Source organism: Mesorhizobium sp. M0496, assembly GCF_040321205.1.
In the GTDB taxonomy this organism is placed as follows: Bacteria; Pseudomonadota; Alphaproteobacteria; order Rhizobiales; family Rhizobiaceae; genus Mesorhizobium.
In genome coordinates this window covers 1-12242 of the sequence record NZ_JAMYRC010000079.1, presented here as the reverse complement: position 1 = coordinate 12242, position 12242 = coordinate 1, and the positions used below count along the sequence as shown (strand labels likewise).

Here is a 12242-nt window from a genome sequence, read left to right as displayed (position 1 = left end):
CTCAAGGGGGGAGATGGCCGCGAAGCGGCCAGAGGGGGTCGGCAGAGGCAGCGCGCGACCTAAAACGTCGAGCACTGCCGCGGCGGCCGCCCCCCCCCCGCGGGGCCCCCCCCCCCCCCCCCCCCCCCCACGCCGAAAATCTGGCGACGGCCTTGCCCTCGCCATGGACCTATATCGCCACCGCGCAAGCCTATGACGACGAGATGCGTGAGCGCATCGCGCAGCACCGGTCGCGGCGCGGCGAAGGTTGGACGACCATCGACGCACCGCTCGATCTTGCCGGCGCGCTCGCGGCGTTGCCCGACAGCCAGCCGGTGCTTGTCGACTGCCTGACATTGTGGCTGACCAATCATATGTTGGCCGAACATGATCTCGAGCTGGAATGCCGTCGGCTGGCGGACGTGCTGTCGCGGCCGCGCGGGCCCTGGTTCGTGGTTTCCAATGAAGTCGGGCAAGGTATCGTGCCTGATAACGCACTTGCGCGCCGCTTCCGTGATGCCGCCGGCCGGCTCAACCAGCAAGTCGCCGCCGTCGCGGACACAGTGCTGCTGATGGTGGCGGGGCTGCCGCTCAAGGTGAAATGACATGACCGACATCGACAATAAGGATGAAGAACGCCACCGCGCCAAGATGGCCAAGCGCAAGGCGGTGCAGGATGCCGAGGTGGCGAGCAAGACGGTCGAGAAGGGGCTGCTGATCGTCAACACCGGCCCGGGCAAGGGCAAGACCACAGCCGCCTTCGGCCTGGCGCTGCGAATGCTCGGCTACGGCAAGCGCGTCGGCGTCGTCCAGTTCATCAAGGGCAAATGGCATACCGGCGAGAAGGATGCCTTTGCCGCCTTCGGCGACCGCGTCGTCTGGCACGCGATGGGCGAGGGCTTCACCTGGGAAACGCAGGATCTGAAGCGCGACATCACCGCGGCCGAAGCCGCGTGGGCCAAGGTGCTCGAGCTGATGGCCGATCCGTCGATCAGCCTGCTGGTGCTCGACGAGCTGAACATCGCGCTGCGCTACGACTATCTCGATCTCGACAAGGTGGTCGGCGCGCTGAAAGCCCGGCGCGAGGGTCTGCATATCGTCGTCACCGGCCGCAACGCCAAGCCGGCGCTGGTCGAGGCCGCCGATCTCGTCACCGAGATGGGCGTGACCAAGCACCACTTTTCCGCGGGCGTGAAAGCACAGCAGGGTATCGAGTTCTGATCGACGTTCGACCTGTTACGCCACGATGACGATGATCGAAATCAGCCCGAACAGCGCGATCAGCAGATAATCGGCGACGCGATAGAGTTTCAGCGCCCGCCTTATGTCGACGCTGTCGGCTTCGCGCCGCCCACCTTCGCCCATGAAGACGTCATCGACCAGGACGCCGCCGTAGCTGCGCGGCCCGGCGAGCGCCAGGCCGAGCGCACCGGCCATCGCCGCTTCCGGCCAGCCGGCATTCGGCGAGCGGTGCTTCTTCGCGTCGCGCCACACCGCGTGCCAGGCATTGCGCGGGTAGGCGTCCCTGACCAGGAAAGCCGCAAGCACGATCAGCAGCGCCGTCAGCCGCGAGGCCGGCAGGTTGATCCAGTCGTCGAAGCGCGCCGCTGCCCAGCCGAAGGCCTCATGGCGCGGGGTGCGGTGGCCGATCATCGAATCGGCGGTGTTGGCGGCCTTGTAGGCAGCGCCACCGGCCAGCCCGCCGACGCCGGTCCAGAAGGCGGGGGCGACGATGCCGTCTGAAAAATTCTCGGCCAGGCTCTCGATCGCCGCACGGCAGACGCCGGCCCTGTCCAGTGTTTCGGGATCGCGGCCGACGATTCGCGAGACGGCAACGCGGCCCAGAGCAAGACCACCGGTATCGAGTGCGTCTGCCACCGCCTCGACATGCTCGTAAAGGCTCTTCTGCGACAGAAGTGAGGTTGCCAGAAGGGCAGTGATGAATAGTCCCATGGGAACGAACCAGAGCAGGATCTGCACGCCGAGGCCGATTATCGCCGGCACCAGCACGATGACCAGCAGCGCCTGGACCCCACGCTTGCGACGCAGTGCGTCGGGATCAGCAGCGTGGTTGAGCCAGCGGTCGAGAAAGGATATCAGCCTGCCGAACCACGTCACCGGATGGCCGATGGCGCGAAACAGCCAGTCGGGGTAACCGAGGGCGAATTCGACGGCCAATGACAGGAAAGCGATCAGGACTGACATGAAGCTTCTTGAAGGAGCGGTGGACCATGGTGGAAGTCTTGGCCGGGCGAGGGCGCTTTTCCCCAACGCTTCGCAGCCTTTCGTCGACCTCTCGACCGGTATCAATCCGCACTCCTACCCGCTTTTCGACCTGCCCGCCACCACCCTGTCGCGGTTGCCGGAATCAGGGCATGCGCGCGACCTGATAGAGATCGCGGCCAGCACCTATGGCGCGCCTTCGCCTGCGAATGTCGCGGCGGCACCGGGCACACAGATCCTGTTGCCGCGCGTCGCATCGCTGATCGCGCCCGGCAAGGCGCTGGTGCTGGGGCCGACCTATGCCGAACATGCCCGCGCTGCGGCGATCGCCGGGCACCGGGTGATGGAGGTCAAGGATTTCGAAGCGCTGGCGGACGCCGACCTTGCTATTGTCGTCAATCCGAACAATCCGGATGGACGCATCATCGAGCGGGATCGTTTGCTGGCGCTGGCCGCAGGACTGCGCGCCAAGGGCGGACTGCTGGTCGTCGACGAGGCGTTCATGGATGTCGGTCCGCGCGAACACAGCCTCGCCGGCGACGTTGGCCAGGGCGGTATCGTCGTGCTGCGTTCGTTCGGCAAGTTCTTCGGCCTGGCCGGGCTGCGGCTCGGCTTTGCACTTTCCGATGCAGCGACGGTCGAATGGCTGGAAACGCAATTCGGGCCATGGGCCGTCGCCGGTCCGGCGCTTGAATACGGCATCCGCGCGCTTGCCGATATCGGCTGGCAGGACACGATGCGGGCATTCCTTGCTGAAGCATCGGCGCGGCTCGATGCGCTATTCGGCCGCTTCGGCATTCCCGTTACGGGCGGCACCACACTGTACCGTTTCCTCCGCCTGCCGGATGCCGCCGATCTGTTTTCCGCACTCGGCAAGCGCGGCATCCTGCTTCGGCATTTTGCCGACCGGCCGCATGTCCTGCGCGCCGGCCTGCCGGGGAGCGAGGAGGAATGGCAGCGGCTCGAATCCGCCCTTGCCGAATGGGCGGCGCGGCGCGAGGATCGATCGAAGGGCTCAAAACAATGATCCATGTCTGCTCGCTGGCAAAGATCGAGGAAACGGTGGCCAGGACCGGCGCCGACCGCATGCTTTCGCTGCTCGCCGCCGGCACAGAGGTGGTGCGGCCGGCATCGATCTCGAGGGAAAACCACCTGCATCTGGTCATGCACGACATTGCGGTGGCCCAGGAGGGCATGACCATGCCGGGCGAGGACCATGTCCGTAACCTGCTCGACTTCGCGCGCCGGTGGGACCGGGCAAGGCCGATGGTCGTGCATTGCTATGCCGGCATCAGCCGCTCGACCGCCTCGGCTTACATCATCGCCGCCGCGCTGGCGCCGAAACGCGACGAAGCCGAACTGGCTCACACGCTGCGGACGCTGTCACCATCGGCGACACCCAATCCGCGACTGATTGCGGTGGCCGATGCCTTGCTTGATCGCAACGGCCGCATGATCGAGGCGATCGAATCGATCGGGCGCGGTGCGGATGCCTTCGAAGGCATGCCTTTCGCGCTCAAGATAGACGGCTAGCTATTTCAGCCAGTCGGCGAGCTTGGCCTTGCGCACATCCCGCAGCAGGCTGATGAAACCATCGGCCTGATATTCTGCCGTCAGCCGGCCTTTTTCCGATGTGGCGATGCTGGCGTCGCCGACCACGCCATTCGGGTTGAGATCGCTAGCGATCCAGGCAAAGGCGTGGGTGCCGGTGTGGCGCAGCAGCGAGAATTCCTTCTCGGCCTTGGCGACGCTGGAAACGAAATTGTCGGCCTTGGCCATGTCGACGAGGTCCGGCCGGAAATGCAGCATCAGCGAGGTCTCGACATCGCCGCCATGGATGCCGTGGCGGTCCTCGAGTTCGGTATACATGCCGGCCGGGCGGCCAAAACGCTGCCAGCTGGTTTTCACCGCCAGCATGTTTTCGCGCACGCGCAATTCACGCGTCACGATGCCCATGATCTCTTCGTTGCCGCCGTGCGAATTGACAACGATCAGCTTGCGCACGCCGGCGCGCGCGATAGACAGGCCAAGCTCGGTCCACGCCTCGACCAATGTCGTTGCCGGCAAAGTGAGGGTGCCTGGCGCGTGAAGGTGCTCGTTCGACTTGCCCACCGCCTGCACCGGCAGGATGCGGATGTCGAGATCATCGGGCAGGCGCGAAATGACGGTATCGAGCATGCCGTTCATGATCGAAGTGTCGGTCGAAACCGGCAGGTGCGGCCCATGCTGCTCGATCGCCGCCACCGGCAGCACGGCGATCGTCGTCTCCGGATCGATCGAGGCGTATTCGGTGGTTCGGTAGTCACCCCACCACACGCGTCTTTTTGCAACGGTCATGCCACGCCTCTTCAATGGATGAGTGAGACCTAGCGCGGGAAGGACGGCCTGTCGATCACCCCGCCGCGATCGCTTCGACCTCGACCTTGAATTCGGGCCGGGCAAATCCCGAGACGATCATCAGCGTCGAGGCCGGCGCGGGGCTCGAAAACAGCCGGTCGCGAACGTCCATGTAGGGCCGCAGATGCGCGCGATCGGTGACATAGGCGTTGATGCGGACGATGTCCTGCAGACCCAGGCCGGCTTCGCCGAGAATCGCCGCGATGTTTTGAAAGCAGAGCTCGGCCTGCGCGCCGGCGTCTTCCGGAATCTGGTCGTCCGCCGTGATGGCGACCTGACCCGAGCACAGCACCAGCCGCTTGCCCGCAGGCACCTCGACGCCGTGGCTGTAGCGGGCAAAGGGCGGCTTGATCGACTTCGGGGTGAGGAATTTGAACATGGCAATCTCCTGGATACCGCCAGCCTAAGGCCTGACCCATTACACCTTCAAGATGGCGGTGCATGTTGCCGGGGCGATTGTGGACAGGCGTTCAAAAAATAGGCACGATGCCTCCCGTACAGCATGACCCGTCCGCCTTTGGGATACCAACGTCGTTCAAGCGGGCGGTCCCGGCGCGAGGCGCCGGTGGCATGTGTCTTGCTTCTTGAATCTCTGCTGTCGAGCCTGGCGCGTGGCGCGCCGGAGCAAACAAAGGGTGGTGTCGATGTACGGAAAACAGAAGATCTCGGTGGCGGTGGTGGCCCTGCTTGCGGCCAGCACGCTGGGTGCTGCCGCGAATGAAAAAGTCACCTTCGGCACCAACTGGTTGGCCGAGCCGGAACATGGCGGATATTATCAGTCCGTGGCGGACGGCACCTATGCCGCCTGCGGCCTCGACGTCACCATTATGCAGGGCGGTCCGCAGGTCAGCGGCCGGCCGATGCTGCTGGCCGGCAAGATCGATTTCTACATGGGCGGCAATCTGCTGTCGGCTTTCGATGCCGTCCAGCAAGGCATTCCGATGCGCGTGGTGGCGGCGGATTTCCAGAAGGATCCGCAGGTCATTATGTCCCATCCCGGCGAAGGGCTCGACAAATGGGAGGACCTGAAGAACGCCGACCAGTACATCCTTGGCGACGAAGGCGTGCAGACCTTCTTCCAATGGATGGTCATCGAACTCGGTTTCGACGCCTCCAAGCGCGCGCCCTACACCTACAACACCGCTCCTTTCCTCGCCAACAAGAAGTCGATCCAGCAGGGCTACGTCACCTCCGAGCCGTTCGCGGTCAAGAAGGAGGGCGGCTTCGTGCCGAACCAGTTCCTGCTTGCCGACTATGGCTGGGACACCTACTCGACGACGATCGAAGTGATGCAGGACACGATCGACAAGAAGCCGGAGGTGGTCCAGTGCTTCGTCGATGGCTCGGCCAAGGGCTGGTACAAATATCTCTACGGCGACAACAAAGCCGCCAACGACATGATCAAGAAAGACAATCCCGACATGAGCGACGAGCAGATCGCGTTCTCAATCGAGCAGATGAAGAAGTTCGGCCTGGCCGATTCCGGCGACACCGAGAAGCTCGGCATCGGCGCCATGACCGACGCGCGGGTCCAGAGCTTCTACGACAAGATGGTCAAGGCCAAAGTCACGCCCGCCGGCATCGACATCAAGAAGGCCTACACGCTGACCTTCGTCAACAAGGGCGTTGGGCTCGAGCTGAAGAAGTAGGCCGGTCCAGGCATGATAAGGGAAAAAGTGGCGCCAGCGCCGGCTGCGTCGGGTACGGCCCCGACGCTTCTGGCGCTGCGTGGCGTCGGCAAGGTGTTCTCCAACGGCGTGACGGCGCTCAGCGATGTCGACCTGACGATCCGGGAAGGCGATTTCCTCAGCCTGCTCGGACCGTCGGGCTGCGGCAAGTCGACGGCATTGCGGCTGATCGCCGGCCTGTCGACGCCGACCTCCGGCGTGCTCGATTGGCGCGGCGGCGCGCTTGACCGCTCGAACATCGGCTTCGTATTCCAGGAGCCAACGCTGCTGCCCTGGGCCAATGTCTTCGACAATGTCTGGCTGCCGCTTCGGCTGAAGGGCATCAGCCGCGCCAAGGCGGCACCGGCGGTAACGGAAATGCTGGCGCGGGTTCACCTGACCGGTTTCGAGGATGCGGTGCCGCGCGAACTATCGGGCGGCATGAAGATGCGCGTCTCCATTGCGCGTGCCATGGTGACCAAACCGCGCGTGCTGTTGATGGACGAGCCGTTTGCCGCACTGGACGAGATCACCCGCTTCAAGCTCAACAATGATCTGCTGGAGCTGTGGCAGGACGAACGCTTCACCGTCGTCTTCGTCACCCACAGCGTCTTCGAAAGCGTGTTTCTCTCCAACCGCGTCGTCATCATGGCGGCGCGGCCGGGCAGGGTGTTCGACGAACTCGCCATCGAGGCCACCTATCCGCGCGACGAGGCGTTTCGCACCTCGCCCGATTACGCAGCACTTTGCCGACAAGCCTCCGATGTGCTGGTCAAGGCCATCAATTCAACGGCAGGCGCGCATCATGACGGCCATTGACGAGCGTGTGCTCAAACTCGACCCCGAGGAAGCACGTCGCGTGCGCCAGGAGCGGTTCGAACGGATCGGCCGCTGGGTGCTGCCGCTGGCGATCATGATCCTGGCGATCTGGCTGTGGGACCGCATCTGCGTGTGGAACGCGATCCCGCAATACATCCTGCCGCGTCCTGGCGTGGTGCTGTGGACGCTCTACAACGATGCCGGCCTGCTGTTTTCCTCGCTGCTGGTCACCTTGCGCATCACTTTCCTCAGCCTGGCTCTGGCCGTCATCGGCGGGGTCGGGTTGGCGGTGCTGTTCGCGCAGTCGAAATGGGTCGAGATGTCGTTCTTCCCGTTCGCCATCGTGTTGCAGGTGACACCGATCGTGGCGATCTTTCCGCTGATCAACATCTATGTGAACGACCAGACGACCAAGCTTCTGCTATGCGCCTGGATCGTTGCCTTCTTTCCGATCCTGTCCAACACCACGCTTGGCCTCAACTCCGTCGATCGCAATCTGCTAGATATGTTCAAGCTCAACGGTGCGACGCGTTGGCAGCAGTTGCGCTATCTCAGGCTGCCGGCGGCGATGCCCTATTTCCTCGGCGGGTTGAAGATCGCCGGCGGGCTGTCGCTGATCGGCGCTGTGGTGGCCGAGTTCGTCGCCGGCACCACCGGCCAGTCGTCTGGCCTTGCCTCACGCATCATCGAGGCCGGCTACCGGCTCAACGCGCCGCGCCTGTTCGCGGCGCTGTTCTTGATCTCGCTCACCGGCATCCTGATCTTCCTCGTGCTGTCGCTGATTTCGCATCTCATCTTGCGACGCTGGCACGAGAGCGCACTGAATCAGGAGCGCTAGGGTGATTGAAAGGTTGGCGCGAAACACCCCCTTGATACCAGCTTCTGGCCCCTACCGCCTTTCCAACGCACGCGTTCATCAATCCATCACGTCTGGTCTTGCCGCAACCTACGACAGGGATGGCTTCGCGCTTACCGACATCACCGTCGCCGACGGCAAAATCTCAGGCATTGCCGCGCATCGTCGTGCAGCAGTGCCGGCCGATGCCATCGACCTCGCCGGCCGCATAATCCTCCCATGCTTCGTCGACTGCCACACGCATATCGACAAGGGCCATATCTGGCCGCGAAAGCCCAATCCCGACGGCACCTTCATGGGTGCGCTGAACGCCGCCGGTGCCGACCGTGCCGCGCGCTGGAGCGCCGAGGACGTAGCGCGGCGCATGGATTTTTCGCTGCGTTCGGCCTATGCGCATGGCACCAGGGCGCTGCGCACGCATCTCGACAGTGTCGCGCCGCAGGAAGAAATCTCCTGGCCGGTGTTCGAGACGATGCGCGAGGCATGGCGTGGCCGCATCGAATTGCAAGGCGCCTGCCTGCTCGGCATCGAGGGCGTGCGCGACAAAAAATGGTTCGACAGGCTGGCAAAGCGAGTTGCCGCGGCCAAAGGCGTGCTCGGGGTCGTCACCTATATGGTGCCGGACCTCGAAGAACTGCTCGACCACGTCTTCGCGCAAGCCATCAAGCATGGCCTCGATCTCGATTTCCATGCCGACGAGACCGACGATGTTTCCGCCATATCGCTGAAGAAGATCGCAGAGGCCGCGCTCTGGAACGGCTTCGAGGGCAATATCCTCGTCGGTCATTGCTGCTCCCTGGCGCGCCAGCCGGATCTCGATGTGCTCGACACGCTGGACAAGGTGGCGAAGGCGGGGCTCGCCGTCGTCTCGCTGCCGATGTGCAATCTCTATCTTCAAGATCGGCGTGGCGACGGCACCACGCCGCGCTGGCGTGGCGTGACGCTGCTGCGCGAAATGAAGGTGAGGGGCATCGCGGTTGCCGTCGCATCCGACAACACGCGTGACCCGTTTTATGCCTATGGCGACCTCGACATGCTGGAGGTCTACCGTATGGCGACGCGCATCCTGCACTTCGATCATCCGGTGGCCGACTGGCCGCAAACGGTCACCGCGACGCCGGCCAAAGTGATGCGACTCGATGGTTTCGGTATGCTTGCCGCCGGCGGCGATGCCGATTTCATTGTGTTCAAAGGTCGAAGCTGGACGGAATTGCTGTCGCGGCCCGAATCGGATCGCATCGTCGTGCGCGGCGGACGCGCAATCGAGCGGCAATTGCCCGATTATGCCGAACTCGACGAACTGATGGTGGAATGATGGACGTTTCGGCGCTCAAACGCGATCTCGAAGGCCTGAAGGTCGACGACAATCCGGCCATCGTCCAGCAGAAGAGCCGCGACTTCTACTGGTACAGCCCTGTGCTGAAACAGCAGCTCGACCATGTCACCGGCGATTTGATCGTGACGCCGAAGACCGAGGCCGAACTGATCCGCGTGCTTGCCGCCTGTCATCGGCATAGCGTGCCGGTGACGCCACGCGGCAGCGGCACCGGCAATTACGGCCAGGCGATGCCGCTTTCGGGCGGCGTCGTGCTCAACCTTGCCGAGATGAACGAGGTCAAGTCGATCGCACCGGGTCGCGTTGTGACCGGACCGGGGGCCATTCTGGCCGACATCGACAAGGCAACGCGGGCGCATTCCGGGCAGGAGCTGCGGCTGTCGCCATCCACCTACAACACGGCCTCGATCGGCGGCTTCATCGCCGGCGGTTCGGGCGGCGTCGGCTCGATCAATTTCGGTGGCCTGCGCGACTTCGGCAACGTGCTTCGCCTGCGCGTGGTGACCATGGAGGCCGAGCCGAAGGTGCTCGAACTCACCGGCGAGGATTTGCACAAGGTGACCCATGCCTACGGCACCAACGGCATCATCACCGAAGTCGAGATGCCGCTGACGGCAGCCTATGACTGGGTCGACGTCATCATCGGTTTCGACGGCTTCATGGATGCGGCTCGCTACGGCAATGCGCTCGCTTGCCAGGACGGCATCCTCACCAAGCTGATCACGCCGATAGCGGCACCCGTGCCGCAGCTCTATTTCAAGCGACACCAGAAATTCCTGAAGGACGGACAAAGCATCTGCGTCGTCATGGTGGCGCGGCACGGGCTGGATGCCTTCCTGGCCTTCACCCAGCGTGCCGGCGGCGAAGTGATCTTTAACGCCGACACCGCGATGCCGGAGGAGAAAAAGGGCCTGCCGCCGGCCTATGAGCTTGCCTGGAACCACACGACACTGCGGGCGCTGCGCGTTGACCCTTCGATCACCTATCTGCAATCGCTTTATCCCTTTCCCAACCAGCTGGCGCTGGTCGAAAAGATGGACGCGATGTTTCCGGGCGAGGTTTTTTCGCATCTCGAATTCGTGCGGCTGGACGGCAACATCACCTGCTTCGGCTTGCCATTGGTGAAGTTCACCACTGAAGCAAGGCTCGACGAGATCGTGCGCCTGCATGAGGAGAACGGCTGCCCGATCTTCAACCCGCACCGCTACACGCTGGAAGAGGGCGGCATGAAGCAGACCGATGCCGTGCAGCTTGCCTTCAAGCGCGAGACCGATCCGCAAGGGTTGCTCAACCCCGGCAAGATGATCGCCTGGGAGAACCCGGACTACGACTACCGGTCGGGCCGGACTTTTTTGTTCAAGGGGCTGCAGAGGACGGGATGAGAGGTTCGCGCTTGAGCACCCCCCTCTGTCCTGCCGGCCATCTCCCCCGCAAGGGGGGAGATTGGCAGCCTCTCGGTCGCGACCATCCTGCGGCTTTGACAGTTGGCGAAAGCGATGCGGCAGTCCGATCTCCCCCCTTGCGGGGGAGATGCCCGGCAGGGCAGAGGGGGGTGCCTCGCGCTGACCTGCGAGACTTCATCCCATGAACATCCTCGTCCTCTACGCCCATCCGGTCGAGGCCAGCTTCAATGCCGGCCTGCATCGGATGATCGTGGAGCGGTTGACGGCAGCGGGCCATACCGTCGATGACTGCGACCTCTATGCCGAAGGTTTCGATCCGCGGCTGACGCGACATGAACGGCTGGACTATCACAACCAGCGCGGCCCCGCTGACGCTGTGGCGCCTTATGTCGAACGCCTGCTGCGCGCCGATGCGCTTGTGCTTTCCTATCCAGTCTGGAATGACGGCTTTCCGGCGATCCTGAAGGGTTTTTTCGATCGCGTCTTCCTGCCGGGCGTGTCCTTCAAGCTGGTCAACGGCAAGGTGCAGCCGTCGCTGCACAACATCCGTAAGGTCGCAGCGGTGACCACCTATGGCGGCAGCCGGTTCCGCGCCATGCTGATGGGCGATCCGCCGCGCAGACTGATCAAGCGCATGCTGCGCGCCACCGTAAAACCGGGCGCGCCGGTGACCTATCTAGCGCATTACGCGATGAACCTGTCGACCGACGGCACGCGCGACGCTTTCATGGCCAAGGTCGCGGCACGCATGGAGGCGTTCTGATGCGTGCGCTGGTGGTCTACTGCCATCCGGTACCCGACAGCTTCTGCGCGGCAATTCGTGACAGCGCCGTCGAGGTGCTGACGCGAAGAGGCTGGGAGGTTCGGCTGCTCGACCTCTATGCCGAGAAATTCGACCCGGTGATGGGCTGCGACGAGCGGCGCTCCTACAACGACCAGGCGCCGCAGGACCCGGCGCTGAAGCCGCATTTCGAACTGCTCAACTGGGCCGAAGCGATACTGTTCGTCTATCCGACCTGGTGGTATGGGCTGCCGGCGATGCTGAAGGGCTGGCTCGACCGGGTGTGGGCGACGGACGTCGCCTTCAAGCTGCCGGCGGGCAAGGGGCGGATCAAGTCGCTAATGACGCATGTGACAAAGGTCGGCGTCATCACCACCTGCGGCGCGCCGACCTGGTGGAGCGTCGTCGTCGGCCAGCCCGGACGCAAGACCCTTTTGCGCGGCATGCGCGCGCTGTGCGCGACGCGCTGCCGGACATTCTTCCTGGCGCACTATCTGATGGATTCCTCGACACCGCAGACGCGGGCAGCGTTTCTGGCGAAAGTGCGGGCGAAGCTGGAGCGGTTTTGAGAGATTAGCGTCCTTCTCCCCGTTCACGGGGAGAAGATGCCGGCAGGCAGATGAGGGGCGGCGCTAGCTTGACAAAACTTGGCGCTGCCCCTCATCCGGCCCTTCGGGCCACCTTCTCCCCGTGAACGGCAGGGGAATCGCATATGAGTAAGAGTAAGTCTTGCGTTGAGTGGAAAGGTTGATTCTTTAGGTGCCTTCTCTTTGAAGAGGAG

At 63.6% G+C, this 12242-nt stretch carries 14 protein-coding genes; 11 read left to right on the top strand and 3 right to left on the bottom strand.

The genetic code is table 11. The features are described 5' to 3' along the window. Positions 1-74: 74 nt before the first annotated feature. Together cobU and cobO are read left to right on the top strand one after the other, a co-directional pair. Entirely contained in the window at positions 75-584 is a 510-nt protein-coding gene (gene cobU / locus NKI73_RS32760; protein WP_352636100.1) for a bifunctional adenosylcobinamide kinase/adenosylcobinamide-phosphate guanylyltransferase, read from the top strand. A 1-nt stretch (position 585) separates the two neighbouring features. Further along, on the top strand, positions 586-1200 hold the full coding sequence (gene cobO, locus NKI73_RS32755) for a cob(I)yrinic acid a,c-diamide adenosyltransferase (protein ID WP_352636096.1): 615 nt from the start codon (positions 586-588) through the stop codon (positions 1198-1200). Positions 1201-1215: 15 nt separating this feature from the next. Here the strand turns inward: cobO and cbiB are convergent, their stop codons facing one another. Further along, complete coding sequence (gene cbiB / locus NKI73_RS32750) at positions 1216-2184, bottom strand: adenosylcobinamide-phosphate synthase CbiB (RefSeq protein ID WP_352636094.1); 969 nt, start codon at positions 2182-2184, stop codon at positions 1216-1218. On the opposite strand from cbiB, the gene cobD reads away from it, so the two are divergent. After that, positions 2183-3229 (top strand): threonine-phosphate decarboxylase CobD, encoded by a 1047-nt coding sequence (gene cobD, locus NKI73_RS32745; RefSeq protein WP_352636092.1) that lies wholly within the window; start codon positions 2183-2185, stop codon positions 3227-3229. The genes cbiB and cobD overlap by 2 nt on opposite strands. Continuing rightward, the gene (locus tag NKI73_RS32740; RefSeq protein WP_352636091.1) at positions 3226-3735 is read left to right on the top strand and encodes a tyrosine phosphatase family protein; all 510 of its coding nucleotides are present in this window, start codon (positions 3226-3228) and stop codon (positions 3733-3735) included. Before cobD ends, NKI73_RS32740 begins: the two co-directional genes overlap by 4 nt. On the opposite strand, the gene NKI73_RS32735 is transcribed toward NKI73_RS32740, so the two are convergent. Both NKI73_RS32735 and NKI73_RS32730 read right to left on the bottom strand, forming a co-directional pair. Then, the gene (locus tag NKI73_RS32735; protein ID WP_352636089.1) at positions 3736-4539 is read right to left on the bottom strand and encodes a creatininase family protein; all 804 of its coding nucleotides are present in this window, start codon (positions 4537-4539) and stop codon (positions 3736-3738) included. A 55-nt stretch (positions 4540-4594) separates the two neighbouring features. Continuing rightward, on the bottom strand, positions 4595-4978 hold the full coding sequence (locus NKI73_RS32730; RefSeq protein ID WP_352636087.1) for a RidA family protein: 384 nt from the start codon (positions 4976-4978) through the stop codon (positions 4595-4597). Positions 4979-5243: 265 nt separating this feature from the next. Between NKI73_RS32730 and NKI73_RS32725 the strand changes: the two genes are divergently transcribed. The 7 genes from NKI73_RS32725 (at position 5244) to NKI73_RS32695 (ending at position 12030) form a co-directional block, all read left to right on the top strand. Further along, positions 5244-6248: an ABC transporter substrate-binding protein gene (locus NKI73_RS32725; RefSeq protein ID WP_352636085.1), complete on the top strand. Its 1005-nt coding sequence runs from the start codon at positions 5244-5246 to the stop codon at positions 6246-6248. Positions 6249-6260: 12 nt separating this feature from the next. Then, positions 6261-7085: an ABC transporter ATP-binding protein gene (locus NKI73_RS32720; protein ID WP_352636083.1), complete on the top strand. Its 825-nt coding sequence runs from the start codon at positions 6261-6263 to the stop codon at positions 7083-7085. Further along, positions 7072-7923 carry an ABC transporter permease gene (locus tag NKI73_RS32715; RefSeq protein ID WP_352636081.1) on the top strand — a complete coding sequence of 284 codons (852 nt, stop codon included), beginning with the start codon at positions 7072-7074 and terminating at the stop codon, positions 7921-7923. The genes NKI73_RS32720 and NKI73_RS32715 overlap by 14 nt, the downstream gene beginning before the upstream one ends. Before the next feature lie 31 nt (positions 7924-7954). Then, entirely contained in the window at positions 7955-9256 is a 1302-nt protein-coding gene (locus NKI73_RS32710; protein ID WP_352636080.1) for a cytosine deaminase, read from the top strand. Then, positions 9256-10659: an FAD-binding oxidoreductase gene (locus NKI73_RS32705; RefSeq protein ID WP_352636098.1), complete on the top strand. Its 1404-nt coding sequence runs from the start codon at positions 9256-9258 to the stop codon at positions 10657-10659. Before NKI73_RS32710 ends, NKI73_RS32705 begins: the two co-directional genes overlap by 1 nt. Positions 10660-10861: 202 nt before the next feature. After that, positions 10862-11443 carry an NAD(P)H-dependent oxidoreductase gene (locus NKI73_RS32700; RefSeq protein ID WP_352636078.1) on the top strand — a complete coding sequence of 194 codons (582 nt, stop codon included), beginning with the start codon at positions 10862-10864 and terminating at the stop codon, positions 11441-11443. Continuing rightward, complete coding sequence (locus NKI73_RS32695; protein ID WP_352636076.1) at positions 11443-12030, top strand: NAD(P)H-dependent oxidoreductase; 588 nt, start codon at positions 11443-11445, stop codon at positions 12028-12030. The genes NKI73_RS32700 and NKI73_RS32695 overlap by 1 nt, the downstream gene beginning before the upstream one ends. The last annotated feature ends 212 nt before the right edge of the window (positions 12031-12242 follow it).

Coding starts and splice junctions, on each gene's coding strand:
- NKI73_RS32730 (WP_352636087.1), bottom strand. CDS start 4,978: ATGTTCAAATTCCTCACCCCGAAGTCGATCAAGCCGCCCTTTGCCCGC.
- NKI73_RS32695 (WP_352636076.1), top strand. CDS start 11,443: ATGCGTGCGCTGGTGGTCTACTGCCATCCGGTACCCGACAGCTTCTGC.
- NKI73_RS32700 (WP_352636078.1), top strand. CDS start 10,862: ATGAACATCCTCGTCCTCTACGCCCATCCGGTCGAGGCCAGCTTCAAT.
- cobD (WP_352636092.1), top strand. CDS start 2,183: ATGAAGCTTCTTGAAGGAGCGGTGGACCATGGTGGAAGTCTTGGCCGG.
- NKI73_RS32735 (WP_352636089.1), bottom strand. CDS start 4,539: ATGACCGTTGCAAAAAGACGCGTGTGGTGGGGTGACTACCGAACCACC.
- cbiB (WP_352636094.1), bottom strand. CDS start 2,184: ATGTCAGTCCTGATCGCTTTCCTGTCATTGGCCGTCGAATTCGCCCTC.
- NKI73_RS32720 (WP_352636083.1), top strand. CDS start 6,261: ATGATAAGGGAAAAAGTGGCGCCAGCGCCGGCTGCGTCGGGTACGGCC.
- NKI73_RS32740 (WP_352636091.1), top strand. CDS start 3,226: ATGATCCATGTCTGCTCGCTGGCAAAGATCGAGGAAACGGTGGCCAGG.
- NKI73_RS32715 (WP_352636081.1), top strand. CDS start 7,072: ATGACGGCCATTGACGAGCGTGTGCTCAAACTCGACCCCGAGGAAGCA.
- cobO (WP_352636096.1), top strand. CDS start 586: ATGACCGACATCGACAATAAGGATGAAGAACGCCACCGCGCCAAGATG.
- NKI73_RS32705 (WP_352636098.1), top strand. CDS start 9,256: ATGGACGTTTCGGCGCTCAAACGCGATCTCGAAGGCCTGAAGGTCGAC.
- NKI73_RS32725 (WP_352636085.1), top strand. CDS start 5,244: ATGTACGGAAAACAGAAGATCTCGGTGGCGGTGGTGGCCCTGCTTGCG.